Annotated in this window: 16 protein-coding genes; 15 read left to right on the forward strand and 1 reads right to left on the reverse strand. The window is 72.2% G+C overall.

Going from position 1 to position 25132, the window contains the following annotated elements; genetic code table 11:
- From GPJ59_RS00005 to GPJ59_RS00030, 6 genes are all read left to right on the forward strand, one after another.
- Positions 1-1544, forward strand: a 1544-nt coding sequence (locus tag GPJ59_RS00005; RefSeq protein ID WP_219664027.1) for a non-ribosomal peptide synthetase, incomplete at its 5' end; no start/stop codon positions are given.
- Positions 1541-2386, forward strand: coding sequence for a thioesterase II family protein (locus GPJ59_RS00010; protein WP_308120052.1), 846 nt, complete (start codon positions 1541-1543; stop codon positions 2384-2386). The genes GPJ59_RS00005 and GPJ59_RS00010, both read left to right, overlap by 4 nt.
- 54 nt (positions 2387-2440) lie before the next feature.
- Positions 2441-3430 carry a cupin domain-containing protein gene (locus GPJ59_RS00015; protein ID WP_219664028.1) on the forward strand — a complete coding sequence of 330 codons (990 nt, stop codon included), beginning with the start codon at positions 2441-2443 and terminating at the stop codon, positions 3428-3430.
- Complete coding sequence (locus GPJ59_RS00020) at positions 3427-4776, forward strand: MDR family MFS transporter (protein ID WP_219664029.1); 1350 nt, start codon at positions 3427-3429, stop codon at positions 4774-4776. The genes GPJ59_RS00015 and GPJ59_RS00020 overlap by 4 nt, the downstream gene beginning before the upstream one ends.
- The gene (locus tag GPJ59_RS00025) at positions 4773-4910 is read left to right on the forward strand and encodes a hypothetical protein (RefSeq protein ID WP_219664030.1); all 138 of its coding nucleotides are present in this window, start codon (positions 4773-4775) and stop codon (positions 4908-4910) included. Before GPJ59_RS00020 ends, GPJ59_RS00025 begins: the two co-directional genes overlap by 4 nt.
- 4 nt (positions 4911-4914) lie before the next feature.
- Positions 4915-6309, forward strand: a complete 1395-nt coding sequence (locus GPJ59_RS00030; RefSeq protein ID WP_219664031.1) for a YcaO-like family protein — start codon at positions 4915-4917, stop codon at positions 6307-6309.
- A 57-nt stretch (positions 6310-6366) separates the two neighbouring features.
- Here GPJ59_RS00030 and GPJ59_RS00035 read toward each other — a convergent pair whose 3' ends face one another.
- Entirely contained in the window at positions 6367-7143 is a 777-nt protein-coding gene (locus GPJ59_RS00035; RefSeq protein WP_219664032.1) for an ATP nucleotide 3'-pyrophosphokinase, read from the reverse strand.
- A gap of 269 nt (positions 7144-7412) precedes the next feature.
- Between GPJ59_RS00035 and GPJ59_RS00040 the strand changes: the two genes are divergently transcribed.
- The 9 genes from GPJ59_RS00040 (at position 7413) to pglX (ending at position 25076) form a co-directional block, all read left to right on the forward strand.
- Complete coding sequence (locus tag GPJ59_RS00040; RefSeq protein WP_219664033.1) at positions 7413-7700, forward strand: universal stress protein; 288 nt, start codon at positions 7413-7415, stop codon at positions 7698-7700.
- 331 nt (positions 7701-8031) lie between these two features.
- The gene (locus GPJ59_RS00045) at positions 8032-9402 is read left to right on the forward strand and encodes a nicotinate phosphoribosyltransferase (protein WP_219664034.1); all 1371 of its coding nucleotides are present in this window, start codon (positions 8032-8034) and stop codon (positions 9400-9402) included.
- Positions 9403-9563: 161 nt separating this feature from the next.
- Positions 9564-10484 (forward strand): universal stress protein, encoded by a 921-nt coding sequence (locus GPJ59_RS00050; protein ID WP_219664035.1) that lies wholly within the window; start codon positions 9564-9566, stop codon positions 10482-10484.
- 174 nt (positions 10485-10658) lie between these two features.
- Positions 10659-11864, forward strand: coding sequence for a site-2 protease family protein (locus GPJ59_RS00055; protein WP_258023621.1), 1206 nt, complete (start codon positions 10659-10661; stop codon positions 11862-11864).
- 1397 nt (positions 11865-13261) lie between these two features.
- Positions 13262-14140: a papain-like cysteine protease family protein gene (locus GPJ59_RS00060; RefSeq protein ID WP_219664036.1), complete on the forward strand. Its 879-nt coding sequence runs from the start codon at positions 13262-13264 to the stop codon at positions 14138-14140.
- 14 nt (positions 14141-14154) lie between these two features.
- Complete coding sequence (locus GPJ59_RS00065) at positions 14155-15108, forward strand: hypothetical protein (protein ID WP_219664037.1); 954 nt, start codon at positions 14155-14157, stop codon at positions 15106-15108.
- A 145-nt stretch (positions 15109-15253) separates the two neighbouring features.
- Positions 15254-16471 (forward strand): glycosyltransferase, encoded by a 1218-nt coding sequence (locus GPJ59_RS00070; protein ID WP_219664038.1) that lies wholly within the window; start codon positions 15254-15256, stop codon positions 16469-16471.
- A gap of 314 nt (positions 16472-16785) precedes the next feature.
- Positions 16786-21468: a BREX system serine/threonine kinase PglW gene (gene pglW, locus GPJ59_RS00075; protein ID WP_219664039.1), complete on the forward strand. Its 4683-nt coding sequence runs from the start codon at positions 16786-16788 to the stop codon at positions 21466-21468.
- Entirely contained in the window at positions 21465-25076 is a 3612-nt protein-coding gene (pglX, locus tag GPJ59_RS00080; protein WP_219664040.1) for a BREX-2 system adenine-specific DNA-methyltransferase PglX, read from the forward strand. The genes pglW and pglX overlap by 4 nt, the downstream gene beginning before the upstream one ends.
- Positions 25077-25132 lie beyond the last annotated feature (56 nt).

The following is a 25132-nucleotide window of genomic DNA, read 5'->3' on the forward strand; positions in this document are numbered from 1 at the left end:
GCGCCGGGGGCGGCGCAGCGGGCGGCGCAGGGGGCGGCGCCGCTCGGGGCCGCGAGCCGGAGTCGCCCGGAGTCCCCGTCGCGGCCGACGATGCCGCGTACCTCATCTACACCTCGGGCAGCACCGGCGCGCCCAAGGGCGTCGTCGTCGAGCACGGCCAGCTGGCGGCCTCCACCCTGGCCCGCCGCACGGTCTACCCCGGCCGGCCCGTCTTCCTCCTCGTCTCCCCGCTGGCCTTCGACTCGTCGGTGGCCGGCCTCTGGGGCACCCTCACGGCAGGCGGCCACCTGGTCGTCGCCACCCCGGACGAGGTCCGCGACCCGGAGCGGCTGGTCGAACTCGTCGAGCGCCACCAGGTCACCCAACTGCTGTGCGTGCCCTCCCTCTACAGCGTCCTGCTCGACGCCGCCCGCTCCCTCGGGGGCGAGCGCCTGAGCTCCCTGGAGACCGTCGTCGTCGCGGGCGAACCCCTGCCGCCCGAACTCGTCGACCGCCACTTCGCCCAGCGCACCGCCCCCACCGCGCTGGTCAACGAGTACGGCCCCACCGAGGCGACCGTCTGGGCCAGCTACCGGCGCTTCGACGCCCCCGGCCCCGTCTCCATCGGCCGGGCGGTCCCCGGCGCACGGCTCTACCTGCTCGACGACGAGCTGCGCCCGGTGCCGCCGGGCACCGAGGGCGAGCTGTTCATCGGCGGCGCCGGGGTGTCCCGCGGCTACCACGGCCGGCCGGAGGCCACGGCCCGTGTCTTCCTCGACGACCCGCATCCGGACGTGCCCGGGGCCCGGATGTACCGTACGGGCGACCGCGCCCGCTGGAACGCCGACGGCACCCTCGCCTTCCTCGGCCGCCGCGACCACCAGGTCAAGATCCGCGGCCACCGGGTGGAACTCCCGATGATCGAGGCGCAGTTGTCCGCCCTGCCCGGCGTTCGCGAGGCCGTCGTCGTCCCCGACGCCGACGGCACCTCCCTGACCGCCTTCGTCCTCACCCCGGCCGATCCGGTGCCGGCCCCCGAGTCATTGCGCGAGCAGCTCGCCACCCGGCTCCCGGCCGTCATGGTCCCGGCCCGGATCGTGTGCCTCGACGCGTTCCCCCGCACCGTCAACGGCAAGGCGGACCGGGCGGCCCTGCGGGCCCGGGCCGAGGAGCAGCCCCTGCCGGGCGCCGCTCCCACCGCTCAGACCGCCGCCGCCGTGCCAGTGGCCCAGGGCGACCTGACCGCGCAGGTCGCCGCCGCCTGGGCGGAGGTCCTGAAGGCCCCTCACGTGCCGCTGGACGTCAACTTCTTCGACCTCGGCGGCCACTCCCTCGCGATGTTCCAGCTCCGCGAGGCGCTGGAGCGCCATACCGGCAAACGGCCGCCGGTGATCGCGCTGTTCAAGCACACCACCGTCGCCGCGCAGGTCGCGATGCTGCGCGACGGCGACGGTTCCCCCGAAGGCGCCGACGGCACCGCCTCGGCCGAACGCCGCGCCGCCGCCCGCCGCGCCCGCGCCCTGCGCGCCCGCCGGCAGGACCCGGCCCAGGAGACCGCGAAGTGACCACCGACACCATGACTCCGTACGACACTCCCGCAGCCGCCGAGACTCCGCACCACGCGACCGACCACGCCGCCGCCGACAGTGCCGACACCGCCCTGTGGCTGTACCGGACCGCTCCCGTCGCCGACCCGGTCGCCCGCCTGATCTGCTTCCCCCACGCCGGAGGATCCGCGTCCTTCTTCCGCGACTGGGGTCACCGGATCCCCGGGGTCGAGGTGTACGCGGTCCGCTACCCCGGCCGCGCCGAGCGCCTCGCCGAGCCGGTGGCGACGGACCTGCGCGAGCTCGCCCGCGCCGTCGCCGACGCGGTGGCCCCCCTGGCCGACCGCCCCCTGGCCCTGTTCGGCCACAGCATGGGCGCGCCGATCGCCCTGGAGACCGCCGCGGCGCTGGAGGCCCGCGGGATCGACCCCGTCCACCTGTTCGCGTCGGGCTCCCGCAACGCCCCGTACCCGTCCCCCGAGGACTGGGCCGACCCGGACGAGGCGGACGACCCGGCCGTCGTCGAACGGCTCCTCACCCTCGGCGGCACCGATCCCGAGCTGGCCGCGGACCCTGAGTTCCAGGAGCTGGTCCTGCCGTACGTACGGGCGGACGCGCACATGTTCCACGCGTACGCCCCCGGCTCCGGCTCCGGCTCCGCCCCGAGCGTGCGGTGCCCGGTCACCACCCTCACCGGCGACGCCGACGCGGACGCCGACTGCCGGCCCTGGAGCGAGCTGACCACGGGCGGTGTCCGTGAACAGGGCGTGCCGGGCGACCACTTCTACCTGGTGGCCGCGCCTCCCCACGCCCTGATCCGGGACACCCTGGCCGGCGCGCCCGTCCCGTCGGCCGGCTGAACCGCCGCGTCCCTCCCCCGCCCCACCTCCACCACCGAGGAACCCGGAGCATCTGTGGAAACTCTCCAGGCGAGCGCACCCGACTGCGCCCCCGCCGACGGGCTCGCCGGCCTGCTGTCCCCGCTCGCCGAGCCGGAGTTCCTCCGCCACCGGCTGGGGTCCGGACCCGTCGTGATCCGCGGCCGGGAAGGCCGCTTCCGCGGCCTGTTCGGCTGGCCCCAGCTCAACGAGGTCCTCGCGGCGGCCCGCACCGACGCCTCCCGCATCCACCTGGTGCGGGCCGCCGACGGGGTGCCCCTGGCGTCCTGCGCCGAGCCCGTCCCCCAGCTGTCCCCGCGCGGCCGCCCCTCGCGGCTGCGCCCCGAGCGCCTGTACGAGGTGCTCGGCGCGGGCGGCACCCTCGTCGTCGACGGCATCGAGGAACTCCACGCCCCGCTGCGGGCCCTGGCCACCGCGGTGGAGGGCTCCCTGCGCTCGCTCGTCCAGGCCAACCTCTACGCGAACCTGGGCGGGGCCGAGCAGGGCTTCCACACGCACTGGGACGACCACGACGTGTTCATCCTCCAGGCCGAGGGCGCCAAGCACTGGGACATCCACCCGCCGACCGAGGAGCACCCCGTCGGGGTCCTCTCCGCCCCGGCCCCGCCGGCCGGGGGCGCCGCCACCTGGTCCGGGGAACTGACCGACGGCGACGTGCTCTACCTGCCGCGCGGCTGGTGGCACACCGTCAAGGCGGTCGAGGGCCGCCCCTCGCTCCACCTGACCCTCGGCACCCGGCTGCCCTCGGCCGGAGACCTGCTGCGGCGCCTGCTCGTGCACCTGGCCCGCGCCCACTCCCTCGTACGCCAGGACCTGCCGAGGTTCACGACCGAGGAGCACGCGCAGGACTGGTACGAGGGCCTGCGCGAGGTCCTGGTCGCCGCCGCCCGCGAGCCCGGCCTCCTGGAGCAGCTGGCCGGGCAGGTCGACGGCGGAGCCCCGGCCCGGCCGCGGTTCGGCCTCCCCCACGGCGGGCCGGTCACCGACCCGGCCGGCAACCGGTGACCCGCCGGGCGGGGGCGCGCCTGAGGCCCCCGGCGGCCGTACGCGGCCTGCCGCCGGCGTTCTGGTGGATCTGGCTGAGTGTCCTGGTCAACTGGATCGGCGGCTTCGCCGCTTCCCTGCTGGCCCTGTCGCTGACCGCCGGGCGCGGCTACTCGGCGACGTACGCGGGGCTCGTCCTGTCCCTCGTCGGGCTCGGCGGGATCGCCGGCGCGTTCCTGGGCGGAGCACTCGCCGACCGGATCGGGCGGCGTACGACCATGTTCGCCGCGCACGTCTGGACGGCGGCGAGCATGGCCCTGCTCGGCGTGAGCGGCGAGCCGTGGGCGGTGGCCGCGTCCGCCCTGGCCATGGGGCTCGGCGCCACCGCGGTACGGCCCGCGATGCAGGCGTCGCTCACGGACCTCGTCCGGCCGGAGGACCGCCAGCGGGCCTTCGCCCTGAACTACTGGGCCCTGAACGCGGGCGGCGCCATCGCGGCGGTGCTGGCGGGCCTCATGGTCCGCCACGGCTACGCCCTGGTCTTCCTGGCCGATGCCGCCGCGACCCTGCTGTGCGGAATCCTGGTGCTGGCGAAGGTCCCCGAAACCCGCCCCGCCCCGGCCGAGCGGCCGACGGCTCCGGCCTCGCCGGGGTCCGCACCGGCATCCGGGCCGGAATCCGGGCCGAAGTCCGCTCCGGTGTACCGCGACGGCTCCTTCATGCTCTTCGTCCTGATGACCACCCTCTTCGCCGTGGTCTTCAAACAGGGGTCCGCCACCCTGCCCGTCGTCATGACCCGCGAGGGGCACTCGCCCGAGATGTACAGCCTGGTCATCGCCGCGAACGGGCTGATGGTCGTCGCCCTGCAGATCCCCCTGAGCCGGCTGGCGGGCGGACGCTCGCGCGCCATGGTCCTGCTCGCCGCCGGCCTGCTCCTCGGCTGGGGCTTCGGCCTGACGATGCTCGCGGACGGCGTCGCCGCCTTCGCCTGCACCGTACTGATCTGGACCCTGGGCGAAATCCTGCAGGCCCCGGCCGGTATCGCCGTCACGGCCGACCGCGCCCCCGCCGACCGACGCGGCCGCTACCAGGGAATGTACGGGGGCGCCTGGTCGACCGCCGCGTTCCTGGCGCCCGCGGGCGGGGGCTGGGTCCTCGACCAGTGGGGCGCCACCGCCCTGTGGACCCTGTGCGCGGTGCTCGCCACCACGGCGGGCGTCGGCTTCGCGCTGGTCACCGGTCGTATCGAGGACTTCCGTACGGGCCGTCCGAGCCCCGTACGGGACGGAAGCGGCACCCCGCTTCCACATCCACCCGCCTCCTCCGGACCCGGAAGAGGAATCGCAACCGAAGGGAACCCGTCATGAACGAGCAGTTCATCGCCGACACCTGCGTCGCCGCCCACGTCGACACCGAGGAGTTCGTCGTCAACAACTGCGTGGCCGCCTACGTCGACGCCGACGAGTTCGTCGTCAACAACTGCGTCGCCGCGTACGTGTGAGCCGATGACATCCACCCGTACCCAGGAGCCCGGCCCGGACAGCGACCGCTGTCCGGCGCCGGGCACCGGCCCGCACCACCCGGCCGTGGTCGGCGCAACGCGGGTCCTCACCGGACCCGCCGGTACCCCGCCCGCCCTCCACCTGGCCGTGAGCGACCTCCCCGACCCCGGCCCGGACCGGCCGTGGCAGGCCGACCGGCAGGCGTTCGGCACCTCCTGGGCCGGACCCGAGCAGGCCCGCCGCTCCGCCGAGGGGGAAGCCGTCGAGCGGCTGTGCAACTCCGTACCACCCGCCCCGCAGCGGATCCGCTACGCGACCCACGAAGAGCTGACCCGCCGGGGCATCCCCGCGCTGGACCCCCGCCGGCTCGTCCTGTACTCGCCCCGCCAGTACGCGCGCCCCGGCTTTCCGTTCCGCCCCTTCCTGCGGGACTCCCCGGCCCATTGGATCGAAGGCCGCTTCGCCGATCGCGACGAGCCCGTCCACGTACCCGCGTTCCTCGTGTACACGGCCTGGCGGCGGATGCCGCACGCGCGGCCGGAACCGCTGTACGCCTTCCCGGCCCTGGGCGGCACCGCCGCGGGCCCCACCCCCGGACACGCGCTGCGCGCCGGGCTGGCGGAGGTGGTCGAACGCGACGCGGCCGCCGTGTGGTGGGCCCACGCCCGGCCGCTGCCGGCCCTGGAGCCGACCCCGTACCTGCGCGGCCTGACCGGCGGCGCCTCCCGCGAGTTCGACATCCGGCTCATGTACGTCGAGAACGAGTTCGGGGCCCCGGTACTCGCCGCCGGCGTGCGCAGCCGCGCCGAGGGCTGGCTGACGTACGGGTTCGCCGTACGCCCGGACCCGGTCGAGGCCGCGGCCAAGGCGCTGGCGGAGGCGTACACCCTGCACCTGACCTGCCGCACCCTGGACAACCCCGCGGCGACCGTACGGACCCCGGGCCGGCCTTCCCCGCTCAAACCCTGGCGCGCCGACCGCCGCTACCTCGACTCCTACCGCGGCGACGCGTCGGACGTCGTCGAGCAGCTGTGCCAGCAGCAGCTCTACCTGGACCGCAGGGCAGCCGACCGCGTCGCGCCGTGGGCCTGGGACCTCCCGCCCGGCCGCTGGAGCGACGTCCCGCGCATCGACGCGGGCGATGCGGGCGACACCTTGCTCGACCGGGTCCGCGCCCAGGGGTACGAGGTCATCACCGTGGACATCACCACCCCAGAGGCCACGGCCGCGGGCATGCACGCGGCCCGCACCATCGTCCCGGGCACGGCCGGCGCCGCCCCGGCCGCCTACCCCGCCCTGGGCGCCGGCCGCCTGCAACAGGCCGGCACCCGCCTGGGCTGGACCTCCTCCCCTCTCCCCGAGACGGCCCTCAACACCTTCCCGATGCCGCACTCCTGAGCGGGACGGGCATGATCCGGCACCGGCAGCCGTGCGGGCGGCGGGCCGCAGGTGCAGTCAGCGGACCGGGACGGGCAGCGGGACGGCCGGGCTGACGGGCGGGCTCAGCCGGTCGGCGCCCGGCGGCACGGGCACGGCGGCGAACGTGGCGTCCTGCTGTGCCTGGAGCTCCTTCTTCCGGGCCGGCGTCGTGGAGGGCAGGCGCTGCTCCTCGTACAGCAGGTGGGTGACCTCCTGCGCGTGCTTGCTGGCGGGGGTGTGGAACTGCACCTCGAAGAGCTGCCCGGAGCGCGGGGCGCGCCAACCGGTGTTGAGGCCCTTGTAGCCGCTGGTCCTGCCCCAGGTGTTGGACCACTTGGTGTTGTCGTTGCCCCAGGCCGACATGACGGCGGACACGGTGGTCACGCCGTCGGTGTAGGCGCCGTCCGGCCACTGGAGGGTGTATCGGACGGCGTCGCCCAGCCGGGCCAGGACCGCGTCCACATTCTGCTCGGGGTGTTCCTTGAGGGAGGTGGCGACCTTCCGCTTGAGGGAGTCGGGCGACTTGAGGCGGTGCTCGAAGCCGATCAGCTCCGCGCCCGACGCGAGGGCGGCGGTGCGCACATCCACGCTGATCGACCGCTCGGCCGTCTTCGTCCGGTCGATGTAGGCGTCGACCTCGGCGTTGTCGGAAGCACTCAGTGCGAGCCCGTCCCCCTTCCAACCGCCGTCGTCGCCGGAGCCGGCGGCAGCCGCCGGCCCGGCACCGAGGGCCAGCGCGGTGGCGAGCGCCGCCGTGAGCAGGCCTCGGCCGACGGTGGGTGTGGTGGTCGTGCTGGTCGTGCTGGTCGTCATGGACTCCGCCTTCACGCTGGTGGGATGACCTCGGTAAAGGCACAACCGACCCGGCGTCCGGAGGGTTACTGCGCTCCGCCGACCACCGCGCCGGCGACGGCGCGACCGGCGCGCGCTTCCTGACGGCGCTCGACCGCCTGCTCCACCACCCGGAGGATCTGCGACCCGCGACTCGCGCTGCCGGAGCAGGACCACCCCGCGCTGGGTACCCTCCTCGGGTATGCGGACTACGGGGCCGTCCGTACCGAGGGAGCGCATGGAGGCGCACCATGGGACAGCATGTGACGGCAGGCGTCGACGGTTCGCCCGAGAGCCGGGCGGCGGCCCGCTGGGCCGCCCGCGAAGCCGCGTTGCACGCAGTGCCCCTCCGGATCGTCCACGCCGTGGACCTGCCCCTGATCCCGGTCGCCCCGCGCCTGGACCAGGTGACGGCCGACCGGTGGGCCGACGAGGAACTCACCCGGGCGGTGCAGGACGTACGCGGTCGGCATCCCGGACGCCGTGGTCGCCCACAGCTGAGACCGGGCTACGAGACCGACGACGCCGCACTGCCGTAGCCGCCAGGTGCCTCGTGCCGTTCGTACGGCTCCTGGGTCCGGTCTCGCCCGGTGGGCGGCCGTGCTGCTCAGGGCGGTCGGGTCCCCGGAGGGGCCGTTCGGACCTCTTCGCCGCGCTCCGCCCCGGCCGCCGCGACGTGCTGCTTGACGTCGGCGAAGCTGTCGGGGGCCACGGAGACCGAGTCGATCCCCGCATCCACGAGGATCCGGTGAAGGCAGTCGTCGCTGGGGCGCTGGTAGGTGTCCGGGGCCCTGGGACAGACCGTCCGGGCCACACGACGGCCCTGGGCGGCCCGCCTCGGACGGTCCGGCGGGGGCGCACCCTGGAGACATGTCCCAGGTGACCACAACCGATCTGTACGAGGTCACGATGGCGCTGTCGTACCTGGAGGAGGGCATGCGCGCCCCGGCGACCTTCAGCCTCTTCGTACGGGACCTGCCGACGGGCCGGGGCTTCCTCGTCGCCGCCGGCCTGGAGCCGTCGCTCGACTACCTGTCCCGGTTCGAGATCACGGCGGACGACGTCGGCGTGTTCGCACGGGCCCTGCACCGGCCACCCGCGGAACTGGCGGGCCTGGCCGGGCTGCGGTTCGACGGGACGGTCCGTGCCGTTCCCGAGGGGCGGACCGTCTTCGCCGGCGAGCCGCTGCTGGAGGTGACTGCGCCGCTGCCGCAGGCCCAGCTCGTCGAGACGTACCTGCTCAACCAGGTCTGCCACCAGACGGCCGTGGCCTCGAAGGCGGCGCGCTGCGTGCTGGCCGCCCGCGGGCGGCCGCTGGTGGACTTCTCGCTGCGGCGCGACCACGGGCCGCAGGCCGGCATCCAGGCCGCCAGGCTCGGGGCGCTCGCCGGCTTCGCCGGCACCAGCAACGTCGACGCAGCGGACAGGCTCGGCCTCACCGCCGCCGGAACGATGGCGCACTCCTACATCGAGTCCTTCCCGTCCGAGGAGGACGCCTTCCGTGCCTTCGCCCGGGCCCACCCGGGCCCGGTGACCCTCCTCGTCGACACGTACGACACCGAGCAGGGCGTCGTCACCGCCGCCCGGGTACTGGCTGACCTGAGGCGCGGGCCGGGCTGCGCGATCCGCCTCGACAGCGGGGACCTCGGAGAACTCGCCCGCCGCTCGCGCGCCCTGCTGGACGCCGCCGGGCTCACGGACGTACGGATCATCGCCAGCGGCGGCCTGGACGAGTACGAGGTCGACGAACTGGTGTGCTCGGGGGCGCCGATCGACGTCTTCGCGGTCGGCACACGGGTCGGGGTGGCGGCGGACGCGCCGTACCTGGACGCCGCCTACAAGCTCGTGGAGTACGACGGGCGGCCGGTGATGAAGCTGTCCTCCGCGAAGGTCACCGCTCCGGCGCCCAAGCAGGTCTACCGCCGGCCTGGTGAGCCGGACGTGATCGCCCTGCGCGACGAGGAACCGCCGCCGGGTGCCGGGGCGCTGCTGCGCACGGTGATGCGGGACGGCCGCAGGACCGGGCCGCCCGACACGCTCGCCGCCGCACGCGCCCGTCTGACGGCCGATCTCGCGGCCCTGCCCGAGTGGGCCCGGCGCATCCGCGACCCTCGGGCGCCGACCCCGGTGACGTCGGCCCGGCTGGCCCGGCTGACGGACGAGGTCCGCGGGCGGCTGCTCGCGGATCTCAGCCGTCTGAGGGCGGACAGGACCAGTGCTCTTCCCCGGCCGCGAGACTGACGGGCCGCTCACCGGGCACCGTGGACCGCCGGCCGGCCCGCCGGCAGGTGCCCTTCGGGTCCCGATCGGGCCCGGTCGGCCCCTCACGCCGCGACCGGCGGAACCTGACGCTGGAAGAAGCGCCTTTCACGGACGCGACCGGCGCATCGAGGAGGCATGCCATGACTGCCCAGGTCACTGCGGGCATCGACGGCTCGCAGGAAAGTCTCGCGGCGGCCGCTTGGGCCGCGCGGGCTGCGGTGCTCCGTGAGGTGCCGCTGCGGCTCGTCCACGTCGAGGAATGGCCCGTCACGCCGGAGATCCCGTACCAGCTCGCCGCCCACCATGCCGAGCGGTCGTCCGGCCTGCTCCGCGACGTCGCGGAGCAGGCACGCAAGGAGCATCCGGGGCTGGAGGTCACCACCGAGCACCAGCTGGGCCGTGTCTCCGGTCTGCTGAGCGCGGCGGCGGACGAGTCGGACCTGACGGTGCTGGGCTCCCGCGGCCTCGGCGGGCTGGTCGGCTTCCTGATCGGCTCGGTGTCGCTGGCCGTCGTCGGGACCTCCCGGACGCCGGTCGTCCTCGTACGGGCCGACGGGGCAGCCGGGGCCGACGACAAGCAGACCGCGGACGTGGCGTCCGGAACCCCGACGCAAGCGCCCCGACCCGAGTCCTCCCCCGGCGGGATTCTCGTCGGCGTCGACCTCGGGCACCCGAGCGAACCGGTACTCGCATTCGCGTTCGCCGAGGCCGCCCGCCGGGGCGGGACGCTCCGCGTCCTGCACTCCTGGACCCTCCCCCGCCCCTACGCGTACGCCGCGGTGGCCGACCCGGGCATCGGCGAGCTCAGGGGACAGCAGGTCGCGCAGCGGCTGGCGGACGCGGTGCGGCCCTGGCGCGCCATGTATCCGGGCGTCCACGTCACCGAGGAGGCCGTCGTCGGCGCCCCCGGGCCCGAGCTCGTGAAGGCGTCCAGGGGCGCGGAGCTCCTGGTCGTCGGACGGCGGAAGCGCAAGGCCCGCCTCGGCCCGCACATCGGCCATGTCGCTCACGCGGTGATCCACCACTGCGCTGCGCCGGTCGCCGTGGTCCCAGTCGGCTGACGCCGCGGCGGCCCGCTGGCACAGGACCGGCCACACCCGGCTTCCCGTCCCCCGGCCGCGCGAAGGAGTATGGAGTATGGCCATGCGGAACTGCTTCGTCCGGAACGGGGTCGTCGCACTGCACCGGACCCTCGGCCCCGGCCACGACCGAACCACCGAGGGGGATACGGCGGGATGAGATCACAGCCGTCCGCCGCCGGCCCGGAAGGGGCCGCCGGCAAGTCAGGGAACGGGATGCGGGCGTCGTTCCCGCTCGGCCGTGTCGCGGGCGTACGGGTCGGCCTCCACTGGAGCGCGCTGGGCATCTTCTGGATCATCGCCCTCGGCCTCGCCTCGGGCAGCCTCCCCCACATGTATCCCGGCCGGCCATGGGTGGCGTACTGGGCCGTCGGCCTGGGAGCGGCGGCCGTCTTCCTCGCCTCGCTGCTCGCGCACGAGCTGGCCCACGCGGTGGTGGCCCGCCGCAACGAGGTCGACGTGGACGAGATCGTCCTGTGGCTGCTGGGCGGTATGGCCCGGATCCGGACGGAAGCTCCAAGCCCCGCTGCCGAACTGCGCATCGCCGGGGCGGGCCCTTTGGTGAGCCTCGTCCTGGGCGGGCTCTTCGCGCTGGCCGCCTGGGCACTCGACGCATCGGCGGGAGGAGGCCTCGTCGTCGAGGCCCTGATATGGCTGGCCGCGATCAACATCCTCCTCGCCCTCTTCAACACCGTCCCGGCCGCCCCGCTCGACGGGGGCAGACTGCTGCGGGCGTTCCTGTGGTGGCGCGGCGGTGACCCGTACCGCGCCAGCATGCAGGCCACAGCTGCCGGACGCGTGTTCGGCTGGCTCCTCGTGGCGGGCGGCCTGCTCATGTTCGCGCGCGGCGACGTCTTCGGCGGACTCTGGTTCGTCATGATCGGCTGGTTCCTGATCGCCGCTGCCACGGCGGAAGGCGGTCAGGCACAGCTACGGGCCCTACTCGCCGGACTCCCCGTCCGGCAGGTGATGACACCCGACCCGGTCACCGTCGCACCCGGCCTCACGATCGCGGAGTTCCTGGCGGACGCCCGCTACCGGTACCGGCACTCCGCCTATCCCGTGACCGGCGACGACGGGACGCCGCTCGGCCTGCTGACCCTCCGAGGGGCCGGAGGCGTACCCGAGGGGCGGCGGCCGCACGTGACCGTCGCCGAGGCCATGCTGCCGCTCACGCACGTCACCGTGGTCGACGCGGGCACCGCCCTCACGGAGCTCACGCCGCAACTGGCCCCGGGAGCCGAACACCGCACGCTGGTCACGGACCAGGGCCGACTGATCGGCATCGTCTCGGCCTCCGACGTGGGCCGGGTGGTGAGCTGGCTGACAACGACGACACCGCGGCGACGGAACAGCGGGTGACGCGTCGAGCCGCCGTCGGCAACCGGCCGCTGACCGGTTCGGCTGCGCGCGCAGGCGGGGCCGATCTCGATCAGGGGTGCGTTGCGGTGGACCACGCGGATCTCTCGGCGCGAGTGGGAGAAGGCGCCGCAAGCATGCGCAACGGCCGACGGATTGCCGGCTGGCCGGTGAGTGCCTGGGTTCCCATGACGGCGAGGAGCGCGAGGCGTTCGGCGTCCCGGCTGCCGGGTTCGGCTGTGTAGACGACGCCGGGACGGTGAACGCCGGGACGGTGAACGGCGGCGCGTTGGGTTTCGTGGCAGCGGACCTCACGAGTGACGCTGGGTGGGCAGATGCCGTCGCCTCCGGTGCGGCCCCGGCTTCAGCAACGACTTTCGCCCCACCTGCGGCTCCGTACGACACGTGTCGCTCACCGGCCGTTCAGCAGCCGGGTGGCGGCCAGTTGCCGGTAGGGGGCGTCACACGCCGTCGCGGTTCTCCTGCTTGCAGCCAGGTCTCCTTCTCCCGGACCTGGTTCGTGCGTCGACGGCCGCTCCATCACTCCAACAGGCCACCGGTTGGGGACGGGTGGGCCGCCGGCACCCGTTGCTCCTCGACCGGAGCGGCCCGGCTTCTTACGGGCCGTAGCAGGGGAAATTCAGCCCGTAGTAATTAGGTGAATCCTCGACTGAATTTCCGTCAACAGGCGCCCGGGCTCTATTTCGATTCGATAACGAGATCTCCGACAAGGCCTGGACCATCTCCTGCCGGTCGGAGCAACTCCCTTAAAACTGCAGGAAAGTGACTGTTCATCAAACATGCACCGCGAGGTAACGGTCAGATATCTCGACCTCGATTCCCGTTTGTCTGAATTCTCCGCCTACCGGTCTGACAGGCTTCCGTCCACCCACTCCTCCGACCAAGGTTTGAGGTGCACATGGCGGGCGACCGTCGAAAGAAACATGACCATCGGTGTAGGCCGCGCCGGTTGATATTTCTCGCCGCCACCAAGGCGTCGGTGGTGACAGCGGGGGGTCCCGCCCACTCCGGCCTCGGTGACCGGGCCCAGGCGGGAACGCCGGCTGACCCCGAGGCGGGCGCCGCGGCGGCGGAACGAGGCGGGCGTCCTCAGGACGCGCCCGCCGCCGACGCGAGCGGCTCGACCGCCGTGTCGGACCCGGCGGCGGATACGCCCTGACCGTGAGCACCGCCCGTACCACGGCGGGTTGCTGTTCGACCTCCAGCGCGCGGACTGCCGCGCGACCCAGGTCCGGACGGTCCAGAAGTCGGCTGACCTTCCTCCGAGCGGCCGTCCACCGGCGGGCGGCTGCCCCACTCGGTCGCCCGCCGGACGCCGGCCCGAATTTCCCGGACCAATCAGATCAACCCGTTCAACCCGTTCAACCCGTTCAAGGAGCATGATGCACAAACGTCGCGCGTCCCGCCGCAAGAAAGCGCTGATAGCCGCGGTCACCGCCGCACTCTCCGGCGGTCTGCTGTTCGGCTTCGGCGCCCTCGCCCAGGCCGGCGCGGTCAGTGGCACGGTCATCGGCGGGCAGGGCAACTACAAGACCATCAACCACCGCGCCAAGCCGTCCCTCTCGGCCCAGGTCAACGGCACCTCGAAGGTCGGCGACAAGATCTCGATGTCCTGCCGGACCACCGGCGACACCGTGGAGAACAACCCGCGGTGGATCTACACCGGCTCGTACTACATCGCCGACGCGTTCATCCGTGAGAACACCACCGGTCTGCCGGTCTGCGGCTCGAACCCGCAGCCGAACCCGAAACCCACCCCCACCCCCACGACCCCCACCACCGCGAAGTCACTCAAGATCGACATGCAGAAGCAGGTCAGGACCCAGTGGTGCTGGGACGCCTCCGGCGTGACCATCGCCAAGTACTGGGGCCGCACCGTCACCCAGGAGCGGTTCTGCCAGCTCGCCGCCCAGGGCACGTGGGTGAACTGCAACAACCAGCCCGCGACACTGGAAGACATGGCCAACGGCCTGGCCAAGCTGGGGATGAGCAACAGCGGCCGCAGCCTCTACCGCAACGCCTCGTTCAACGAGTCCGCCGCCGAGATCGCCGCGGGCCGGCCGTTCGCCGTCCGGTTCGGCTGGCGCAGCGGCGGCGGCCACATGAACGTCATCTACGGCTACGACAGCACCAGCAACATGGTCGCGGTCGGCGACCCGTGGCAGACCACCCAGACCTACACCTGGTGGAACTACAACACCTACGTGAACAACAACCAGTTCCAGTGGACCCACTCCCGCATCGGCATCCAGGGCTGAGGAGAACACCGACCATGCAGACCACTCAGACCGCTCAGACGATGCGACGTGCCAGGCGCGCTGCCGTCCGGGCCGCCGTCCTCGCCACGGCCGCGCTCGCCGCCGCCCTGTGCGGCACCGTCTCCGCACACGCCGCGGAGGGCGACGGCATCGCGGGCTACCCGTCCGCCCAGCAGACCCTCCGCAGCGACCAGACCAAGGACACCGTCTCCCGCTTCCTGGTCTCGGCCCGGCAGCCCGCCGCCGCCTCCGGCGCGGACGGCGGCTCCGTCGGCACCCCCGGCAACGCACCCGCCGCGGTCGGCGCGCCGCCGAGGTTCGATCTCAAGGACCCGGTGCCGATGTTCGAGATCAGCCCCGAGTTCGTGGCCGGCAAGACCCAGGCGACCCCGCAGACCGCACTGCGGCTCTCCTACCTCGCCTCCCGGGTGACCGCCGCCGACGGCAGACACGCCGCCGTACTGCTCGCGCCCAAGGGGAACACCGCCACGACGGGAAGCGGCCCGCAGAACGTCGGCGCCGAGGGCTGGGAGCTGGCCGGCATCCGGGACGGGGACAACGATGTCAGCCTCGCCGAACGCGGCACCCCGCAGAGCCGTGCCTTCACCGAGCCGCAGATCCACGCCTGGTACCGGCTCACCGACGCGGGCATGGTCGAGCCGCTCAACGAGGAGGCGACCACCGGCCTCGGCGGGAAGCGCTCCGTGACCCTCGCCGCCTACCAGAAGCTGGTCAACGCCCGGTACGGCGACAAGCTGCCCGGCTCGGAGTACGACCGCAAGGGCCTGGCCGGCGGGTACGCCGGTCTGGTGCAGGACCAGCCGGCGGCCCAGGCCCCCACCGCGTCCGGGACCCCCGCGGCCGACACGTCCTGGCACCCGGCAGCCGTCACCGGCGCCGCGGCCCTCGCCGCGACCGGCGTCGCTGTGGCCTACGCACGCCGCCGAAGGACCACCGTCGTCCGCTGACCCGCCCCTCGTGGAAGGCCGGGCCCCCTCCCGTGCTCAACCCGAGTGCCCTGAGGGCTTCGCCCATCGCATACTCATGAGCACGGGAAGGGGCCCGGACCTTCGGCCTGGCGCCAACCAACCACGGAAACAGGAGATTCACGACGTGCGTGTGCTGTTGTCGACGTATGGGTCGCGTGGGGACGTCGAACCGCTGGTGGGGCTCGCGGTGCGGTTGCGGGAGATAGGCGCGCAGGTGCGGGTGTGTGCGCCGCCGGACGAGGACTTCGCGGAACGGCTGGCCGGGGTCGGCGTGTCCGTGGTGGGTGTCGGGCAGTCGGCACGCGCGCTGACGACCGCGGCTCCGCCGCCGTCGAAGGGCAATCTGCCGCAGCGCGCGGCAGAACTGATCGCCAGCCAGTTGGAGGTGATGCCGGCGGCGGCAGAGGGGTGCGACGTACTGGTGGCGACGGGGGCGATGCCGGCCATCGCCGGTGCGCGGTCGGTGGCCGAGAAGCTGGGCATCCGCTACGTGTCCGCGATCTTCCAGCAGCTGACCCTGCCTTCGCCGCAACGCCCGCCGCTGGCATACCCCGGGCGGCCGTTCCCGCCGGAAGTGACCGACAACCGCGCGCTGTGGGACCTGGACGCCCAGAGCATCAATGCGCTGTTCGGTGAGGCGCTGAACACCAACCGGACGTCGATCGGCCTGCCCCCGGTGGACAACGTCCGCGACTACGCCTTCGGCGCCCGGCCGTGGCTGGCGACCGACCCGGTGCTGGACCCGTGGCTGGAGACACCGGACCTCGACGTCGTACAGACCGGCGCGTGGGTGCTGCCCGACGAACGCCCCCTGCCCGCCGGTCTGGAGGCGTTCCTGGACGCCGGCGCGCCGCCCGTGTACGTCGGGTTCGGCAGTATGGCCGTGGGCGGCGGGGAGAATGCGGCCCGGGTGGCCATCGAGGCGGTCCGCTCGACGGGCCGCCGCGTCCTGGTCGGGCGCGGCTGGGCGGAACTGGGCCTCGTCGACGACCGGGACGACTGCTTCGCCGTCGGCGAGGTCAACCATCAGCAGTTGTTCGGACGCGTGGCCGCCGTCGTGCACCACGGTGGCGCGGGTACGACGACGACGGCCGCCCGGGCCGGCGCTCCGCAGGTGGTGGTGCCCCAGTTGGCGGACCAGCCGTACTGGGCCGCCCGGGTGGCCGACCTGGGCATCGGCACAGCCCACGCCGGCCCGGTCCCGACCGTCGATTCCCTGTCGGCCGCACTCAAGCCGGCCCTGGCGCCGGAAACCGACACCCGGGCGAAGGCCGTGGCCGCCACGGTCCGCACCGACGGGGCGACACGGGCAGCAAGACTGCTCCTGGACACCACCACCTGAGGAGGCCGAGCCGGGCCCGCGAGCCGCCCCTGACCCACCCACGCCGGCGGGGCGGACGCCCAACTGGTTCTGGCGCTGCTACGCCACCGCCTGCAGGACCGGCCCTGCGGTCGCTCCGACGCCTGGCCCCAGGACACCCGCCTACGGGCCAGGCCGCTGAGCGTCCCCAGCCGCAGGCCTCGGCTGTGCAGCGCCACACCCCTCTGTCACCCCCTGCGGTTAGGATTCCCGTGGCTTCCGCCAAGTCCGGCAGCGCCGGACGGAACGGGCGGAGACCTCAGACGGCGCGGTGACGGAGAAAGCGGGAACAGCGCATGCGGGAAGGCCGGTGGACCACGGTCACCGAGTCCGAGTTCGATCACGAGCGCCGCGCGCTGGACGCCATCCGTGAGCAGCTCCCCGACGCCGACCCGTGGCGTGCCTGGTCGAATTTCACCTTCACCGCCAACACCGGCCATGTCCGCGAGGTGGACCTGCTCGTCGTCGCCCCGGGCGGCGCCTGCATGATCGAGCTCAAGAACTGGCGGGGCACGGTCACCAGCGAGAGCGGCACCTGGGTGCAGCTCAAGCCGGGCGGCCGCCGGGAGTCGCACGGCAACCCGCTGCACCTGGTCAACAAGAAGGCCAAGGAGCTGGCCGGCCTGCTCTCCCACCACGGCAAGCGCGTCTGGGTCGCCGAGGCGGTCTGCTTCACCGACGGCTCGCTCCGGGTCCGGCTCCCCGCCCACGACCAGAACGGCGTCTACACCCTTCCCGAGCTGCTCGCCATGCTCAAGGAGCCGCCCCGTGACGAACGGCGCAGGATCACCGCCGTCGACTCGCGGGAGATCGAGGCCGCGCTGAAGCGGGTCGGCATCCGCCGCAGCGACGCCGAGTACAAGGTGGGCCCGTACGAGCTGGAGCGGAAGGCCTTCGACGTAGGCCCGACCTGGGCGGACTACAACGCCCAGCACAGCGAGCTGCCCGAGACCGCCCGTGTCCGCATCTACCTGCGGGAACGCGGCTCGTCCGCGTCCCTGCGGCAGTCGGTGGAGAACGCCGCGCGCCGTGAGGCGGCAGTGCTCCAGCGGTTCAAGCACCCCGGTGTCGTGCAGCTCCAGCAGTACCACCCGTCGGGTCACTCCGCCGGCCCCGTCCTGATCTTCGACTACGACCGCCAGACCCTGCGGCTCGACGAGTACCTGCACCAGTACGGCGACAAACTGGACATCCTCGGCCGGATGGCACTGGTCCGGCAGCTCGCCGAGACCGTACGCTCCGCCCACTCGCGCCGGATCTTCCACCGGGCCCTGGCCGCCCGCTCCATCCACGTGATTCCCCGCAGCCGCGGCCGCAAGGGCCAGGCGATCGGCGAGGACGCCGCCTGGATCACACCGCGCCTGCAGATCTCCGACTGGCAGATCGCGACCCAGAGCAGCGGCACCGGCGGACCCACCCCGGGCGCCACCCGGTTCGCCCCCACCGCGCTGTCCGCCATGCACCTGGCGAAGGACTCGGACCCGTACTTCGCCCCCGAGCTGACCGCCCTCAACGCCGACCCGGTCTACCTGGACGTCTACGGCCTCGGCGTCCTCACCTACCTCCTGGTCACCGGCAGGCCCCCGGCCGCCAGCCAGGCAGAGCTGCTCGCCCGCCTCGAAGCCGGCGAGGGCCTGCGCCCCAGCTCCCTCGTGGACGGCCTGTCCGAGGACATCGACGAACTGGTCCAGGCCGCCACCGCCTACCGGCCCGCCCAGCGGCTGTCGACGGTGGACGAGTTCCTGGAGATGCTGGAGCTGGTCGAGGACTCCCTCACCGCGCCCTCCGCCGACGCCGCGGCCGCCGTCCACGAGGCCGCCGAGAGCCCCGAGGCCGCCCCGGTCCCGGAGAAGGACCCGCTGGAGGCTGTGGCCGGGGATGTCCTCGCCGGACGCTGGGAAGTCCGCCGCCGACTGGGCACCGGCTCCACCAGCCGGGCCTTCCTCGTGCGCGACCGCGCGGCGGAAGCCCGTGGGACGCGCCCCCTGGCCGTGCTCAAGGTGGCCCTCTCCGACAGCCGCGGCGCAGTACTGGAGCGCGAGGCCGAGACCATGGGCCGGCTGCGCGCCGACTCGCGCGTCATCCGTCTCGTCGAGCCGCAGCCCCTCAAGATCGGCGGCCGTACGGTCCTCGCCCTGGAGTACGTGGGCGACGAGCGCGAGGGGGACCCGGAGCGCACCGACGAGTCCGTCAGCCGCACCCGCCACCGCGAGGAGACCGTCGCCCGCCAGCTCCGCGAGCGCGGCCGGCTCCCCATGGACCAGCTGGAGGCGTACGGCGACTACCTCTTCGGCGCCGTCGACTTCCTGGAGGGCGAGGGCGTCTGGCACCGCGACATCAAGCCGGACAACATCGCCATCCGCATCCGCCCGAACCGCACCCGCGAACTCGTCCTGATCGACTTCTCGCTCGCGGGCTACCCCGCGACCGAGCACGAGGCCGGCACCGAGGGCTACCTCGACCCGTTCGTCGGGACCCTCACGCGCACCGCGTACGACTCGCACGCCGAGCGGTACGCGGTCGCGGTCACCCTGCACCAGATGGCCTCCCGCGAGCTGCCCAAGTGGGGCGATGGCTCCGTCCCGCCCCGGATGACGGACCCGAAGGAGTTCCCGTACCCCGTCGTCGCGGCCGACGCCTTCGAGCCGGCGGTACGGGACGGCCTGGTGGCCTTCTTCCAGAAGGCCCTGGCCCGGGACATCAGCAAACGCTTCCCCGACCTGAAGCCGATGCGGGACGCCTGGAAGAAGATCTTCCTGGACGCCTCGCAGTCCGTCCCGTCCAGCCACCGCTCCCGCCACCCTGAGCCGACGGCCACCCCGCGGACCCCCGATGCCGGCACCCCCGCCATCGCGGAGGCCGACTCCCTGACCGCCGAGCAGCAGCGCGACCGGCTGGCCGCCGAGGTCACCCGGGACACCCACCTCTCGGCCGCCGGCCTCACCCCGGCCGCCGAGTCCTTCCTCTACGGCCTGGACATCACCACGGTCGGCGCCCTGCTCGACTACAGCCGCAACAAGCTCCTCAACGCGCCCGGCCTGGGCGCGAAGACCCGGGCCGAGGTGCAGCGCCGCCAGCGCGAGTGGGGCAAGCTGCTGCGCGAGGAACCGCTCTCGCCGCTCAGCCCGCGCGGCCGGGCCGAGGCCAAGGAGGAGCTCGCCCAGCTCACCGCGGCCGAGTCCGCGGTACTGGGCAGCCTGTCGCTCACCGAAGGTGCCGCAGGCCTCTCGGGCAAGACCCTCCAGTCGGTCAGCCTGGACACCCTCGCCACGCTCTTCGTCCCGGAGCTGAACAACAACCGCTCCAACGCGAACAAGGTCGAAATGGTCCGGCTGCTGCTGCGCCTGCCCGACGAGCGCGGCGAGCTGCCCGCCATCGGCGTCTGGCCGAAGCAGAAGGACGTGGCGGAAGCCCTCGGCCTGTCCGCGGGCCGCATCCCGCAGATGCTGAAGGAGGAGCGCAAGCGCTGGAAGAAGCACCCGGCGGTGCAGGCGCTCCGTGACGAGATCGTCGGCCTGCTGTCCGGGCTGGGCCGGGTCGCGTCCGCCGTCGAGATCGCCGACGCCCTGGCGGTCCGCCGCGGCACCCAGCTCGCGGAGCGCGAGCAGCGCCGCGCGCTGGCCCTCGCCGCGGTCCGCGCCGTGGTGGAGGTGGAGCAGCTGGATCCGGAGGAGGCCGAGTTCCAGCACCAGCCGAACCGCAAGGCCACCGAGGACTCCCTCGGCGCCGGCCTGCTCGCCCTGGACGTCCGCGAGGCCGACGGCCCGGACACCCCGACCGCCCCCGGCCTGCTGGACTACGCCTCCCGGCTGGGCCGCACCGCGGACCGCCTGGCGAAGCTGGAAACCCTCCCCACGGCGGCTACGGTCCTCGGCGAACTCGGCGCCCTCACCCCGCCCCCCGGCACCATCGAGTGGGACGAGCGCCGTGTCGTCGAGCTGGCCGCGGCCGCCTCGCTGAACGCGGCCGCCACCCCGCGTCTGGAGATCTACCCGCGCGACCTGCCGCTGGTACGGGCGCTGCGCCTCACCCAGGCCGGCCTGATCCGCCTGATCCCCGGCGTACCGGAAGGCCGCCAGCCGGGCATCCGGGACGAGGACATCCACGAGCGCGTCCGGGCCCGCTTCCCCGAGCTGGTGATCCCGGACGGCCGGGGCGCCCTCACCCACGACCTGCCGACCGGCGGCCCCCTCACCAAGGCTCTCCGGGACGCCGGCTTCGACCTGGCTCTGTCCACCCGCGAGGACACGAAGACGCTGCGCTACCTGCCCAGCCGCATGGACAGCGTCACCAGTTACTTGACCTCGGGCTCCGGGCTGGGCGCCACGGACGCCGGCGCGGTGACCCGCTACGCGGACGACCCCCTGGTGGCGGGCTCGGCGCGCGCGAAGGAGCGGCTGCTCGCGTCGGCCCGGAAGGACGGCTACCGGGTCCTGACCGTGCACCACGGAAGCTCCCCGGCGGCGGTGCGAAAGCTGGCGTCGCACCCCATCGACGCCCAGCCGGTCTCGGTGACCGAACTCTTCCTGGAAGCCCTGCACGGCCTGGTCCCGCCGGGCACCAAGCCGACCTGGGAAACCCTGCTCAAGGCGGACGCGGCCGATGCGGGTTCGCGCGGGGCCCTCAAGTTCGCCGAGTACGCGCGTACGGCCTGGGGCACGGTGGAGCCGCGGGTACGCGAGCTCCTTGCGCCGGGGGCGGGTGGCGGGCCGGTGTTGCTCACCGACGCGTCGGTCTTCGCCCGCTACGACGCGATGGGCGTCCTGGACCGGCTGGCGGAGGCCGCCCGGCAGGGCGGACGCGGCCTGTGGCTGTTGGTCCCGCAAGGTGACCCGGCGCGGGAGCCGAAGCTGGGGCTGGTGGCCGTGGCGTACCAGGTCGGCCTGGGCGAATGGATCGAACTTCCGGACTCGTGGGTCCTGGACCGGGACCGGCTTCCCGCCGGTGCCGCTGTTGCAACCGAGGGAGACGTCAAGTGATCGACCGTAAGGCCCTGTTGGACGATCTGAAGAAGCAGGTCACAGCGGCCGAGGCCGATCTGACGAAACAGGTGAAGGCCGTCGAGGAGGTCGGCACCCGCCTGCGTGCGGAATACGACCGCGCCCGCAAGCTGGGCCGCACGGCCGCGACCTGGAACTCCTGGCTGGACGAGCGGGTCACCCAGGTAGCAGTGGCCTGGGTGTTGGGCACGGTCTTCGTCCGCTTCAGCGAGGACAACCGCCTGATCCCGGAGCCGTACCTGACGGCCCCCGAACCGGACCGCCGCGACCTGGCCCTGGCCCGCTTCGAGGACTACGTCGGCCGGTCCGACGACCCCACATACCGCGGCTGGCTGGAACACGCCTTCGCCGAACTCGGCGCCGGCCAGGCGGGCCGCCTCCTCTTCGACCGCCGCCACAACCCCCTCTACCAGATCCCGCTGTCCCACGACGGCGCGCGTGACCTGGTGGACTTCTGGCGCACGCGTGACGAGGCGGGCGTCCTGGTCCACGACTTCACGGACCCCCTGGAGGAGGACGGCGACGGCACGAAGGGCTGGGACACCCGCTTCCTGGGCGACCTGTACCAGGACCTCAGCGAGGCCGCCCGTAAGACGTATGCGCTGCTCCAGACCCCGGAGTTCGTGGAGGAGTTCATCCTCGACCGCACGATGGACCCGGCGGTCCGCGAGTTCGGCTACGACGGCCTGAAGATGATCGACCCCACGTGCGGGTCGGGGCACTTCGTCCTGGGCGCGTTCCGGCGCCTGGTCCGCCTGTGGGCGGAGGGCCAGCCCGGCAAGGACCTGCACGAGCGGGTCGCCGCCGCTCTGGACTCGGTCCACGGCGTCGACCTGAACCCCTTCGCGGTAGCCATCGCCCGTTTCCGACTCCTGGTCGCAGCAATGGCGGCGAGCGGGGTCCGCACGCTGGCGGAGGCCGCAAAGTACGAGTGGCCGATCCACCTGGCAGTGGGCGACTCCCTCATTAAGAACCGGTACAAGCAGGAAGCCCTCTTCGAGGGCGACGGGTCAGAGGGCTCAGACGAACTCGCCGAGTTCAAGTACCAGACGGAAGACATCCACGAGCACCCGGACATCCTGAAGCAGGGCCGCTACCACGTGGTGGTCGGCAACCCGCCGTACATCACTGTGAAGGACAAGAAGCTCAACGAGTTGTATCGCGGCTTGTACGACGCCTGCACGGGAACCTACGCACTCTCAGTTCCGTTTGCACAGCGATTCTTCGAACTGGCCAAAAAGGGAAGCGGCGGCGACCGGCGTGGGCGGGTCGGCCAGATCACCGCGAATTCATTCATGAAGCGCGCAGCAGGAAAGCGACTGATTGAAGAATTCTTTGCCCACAGAGTCGAACTGACAGAGGTCATCGACACTTCCGGCGCCCACGTTGCCGATCACGGAACTCCAACTGTAATTCTGATCGGGCAGCACGGAACCCCTTCCGAAAGTCGGCCAGTACATACAGTTCGCAGCATCCAAGGGGAACCAGAAGTCCCCGATCAGGACTCAGTCGGATACGTTTGGGATGAGATTCTCGAGAACATCGACAAGCCCGAATATTCCGGCAAGTGGATCTCCATCGCCAACCTTGATAGAGGTCGATACTTCGGAAACCAGCCCTGGATCTTGTCGGATGGTGGACTCGAACTGGTCGAGGAGATCGAGAAGGGAAAAACCAGACTGCGGGAGGTCATCTCCCCGCCCGTTGGTGGAGCGATTCGTTCCGGAGCCGATGACGCCTTCATCCGCCCACGCAGGCCATTCCGAAGCGGCGAGCTCCGAAATTCAGAACACTTGCGCCCAGTCCTGACGGGCGAAGATGTTCGCGACTGGGATGCCACACCCAAGGAATTTATCTGGTATCCGTACGGAAATACGCTTGACCCGCTCGCCCTGGCGCACGAGCTATGGCGGGTTCGGCGAACGCTCGAAACGCGTCGAACGTTCCAGGGCGACATGGCAGCAGCAGGCCTTGAGTGGTGGGTCTACATGCAACACACGAAATCCACTTACGAAACAGAGCTCTCCATTACCTTTTCCTTCGTGGCGACGCACAACAATTTCGCCCTAGACGGAGGGGGTAATGTATTCAACCAAAAGTCGCCCGTAATCAAACTCCCCAAGTCATCAACGCACGAAGAACACGCGAATATCCTTGGACTCATCAATAGCTCAACCGCCTGCTTCTGGTTCAAGCAGAACTGCTTCGACCGCGGACACGGCGGAATTGGCGGCGGCATCGCCAGCGAGGGCTGGGAGAAGTACTACGAGTTCACAGGATCCGTAATTGAGAACTTTCCCCTCAGCGACGACTCTCCCGAGCTAATTGCTAGTTCAATTCAAGACTTGACCTCAAGAATTAAGGCATCCAGCCCCTGGACGCTCGCGTCTCACGTCACACCAACACTCGGACTTCTTCAAAACGGGCACTCAACCTGGAATTCAATCCGGTCCCGCATGATCGCTCTTCAGGAGGAGCTGGACTGGCAGGTCTACTCCCTCTACAACCTGTACCCCGAAGACCTGCGTGTCTCCAAGGACCCGGACCCGGACTCGCCCGACATCCCCGAACTCGCCCTCGGTGAGCGTGCCTTCGAGATCGTGCTTGCCCGCCGCGTTGCCGCCGGCGAGGCCAGCGACGAGTGGTTCAAGCGGCACGGATCTACGCCCATCACCGAGATCCCGTCCCACTGGCCCGCCGCCTACCGCGCAATCGTCCAGAAGCGGATCGACGCCATCGAGTCGTCCCGCGCCATCGGCATGGTCGAGCGGCCCGAGTACAAGCGACGCTGGGCTACCGAGGGCTGGGACGCGCTCCAGGAGAAGGCGCTCCGCGCCTGGCTGCTCGACCGGATCGAGGATCGTTCGCACTGGTTCGATGAGAATGGGATGCCCGCCCTCATCACCCTCTCCCGCCTGACCGACAACCTCTCCCGCGACGAGGACTTCGTCTCCGTCGCCAAGATCTACGCCCCGCGCAAGGAACTGCCCGCCGTCGTCGCCGAGCTGATGAGCGACGAGCACGTGCCGTTCCTCGCCGCCCTGCGCTACAAGCCCTCCGGGCTCAAGAAGCGCGCGGACTGGGAGGACGTCTGGGATCGCCAGCGGCAAGAGGACGCCGAGCCGGACGAGCTGGCCAAGCGGAAGATCAGGGACAAGATCCCCGTGCCGCCGAAGTACACCTCGGCCGACTTCCTGCGCCCCTCCTACTGGCGGGCCCGCGGCAAGCTCGACGTACCCAAGGAGCGCTTCATCTCCTACGGCCAAACCAATGCCGCCACCCCCGAGCTGTACGGCTGGGCCGGCTGGGACCACGGGGAGCAGGCGTACGCTCTCGACACGTACATCGCCACCAACGAGGCGATGAGCGCAGAAGAGGCAACGCCCTTCCTGGCCGGCCTGCTGGAGCTTCAGCCCTGGCTCGACCAGTGGCACAACGAGTTCGACGCCAACTTCGGCTCCTCGCCCGCCGTGTTCTTCCGGGGCGACCGGCAGATGGAGCAGGGCAAGCACGGCCTCACCGACGACGACCTGCGCGCCTGGCGGCCCGCGGCCACAACCCGAGGACGCCGCACCACCAAGAAGTAGCAGCCCCTCAAGGCAGAGCGGCTCCCGTGATCAGGCGATCGCGGGAGCCGTTCCGT

The organism is Streptomyces bambusae (assembly GCF_019400985.1).
In the GTDB taxonomy this organism is placed as follows: domain Bacteria; phylum Actinomycetota; class Actinomycetes; order Streptomycetales; family Streptomycetaceae; genus Streptomyces; species Streptomyces bambusae_A.

Bases quoted from the DNA above. Each gene is read 5' to 3' on its own strand.
- GPJ59_RS00030 (WP_219664031.1), top strand. From the start codon at position 4,915: ATGACATCCACCCGTACCCAGGAGCCCGGCCCGGACAGCGACCGCTGT.
- GPJ59_RS00035 (WP_219664032.1), bottom strand. From the start codon at position 7,143: ATGACGACCAGCACGACCAGCACGACCACCACACCCACCGTCGGCCGA.
- GPJ59_RS00025 (WP_219664030.1), top strand. From the start codon at position 4,773: ATGAACGAGCAGTTCATCGCCGACACCTGCGTCGCCGCCCACGTCGAC.
- GPJ59_RS00055 (WP_258023621.1), top strand. From the start codon at position 10,659: ATGAGATCACAGCCGTCCGCCGCCGGCCCGGAAGGGGCCGCCGGCAAG.
- GPJ59_RS00060 (WP_219664036.1), top strand. From the start codon at position 13,262: ATGATGCACAAACGTCGCGCGTCCCGCCGCAAGAAAGCGCTGATAGCC.
- GPJ59_RS00045 (WP_219664034.1), top strand. From the start codon at position 8,032: ATGTCCCAGGTGACCACAACCGATCTGTACGAGGTCACGATGGCGCTG.
- GPJ59_RS00065 (WP_219664037.1), top strand. From the start codon at position 14,155: ATGCAGACCACTCAGACCGCTCAGACGATGCGACGTGCCAGGCGCGCT.
- GPJ59_RS00040 (WP_219664033.1), top strand. From the start codon at position 7,413: ATGGGACAGCATGTGACGGCAGGCGTCGACGGTTCGCCCGAGAGCCGG.
- GPJ59_RS00050 (WP_219664035.1), top strand. From the start codon at position 9,564: ATGACTGCCCAGGTCACTGCGGGCATCGACGGCTCGCAGGAAAGTCTC.
- pglW (WP_219664039.1), top strand. From the start codon at position 16,786: ATGCGGGAAGGCCGGTGGACCACGGTCACCGAGTCCGAGTTCGATCAC.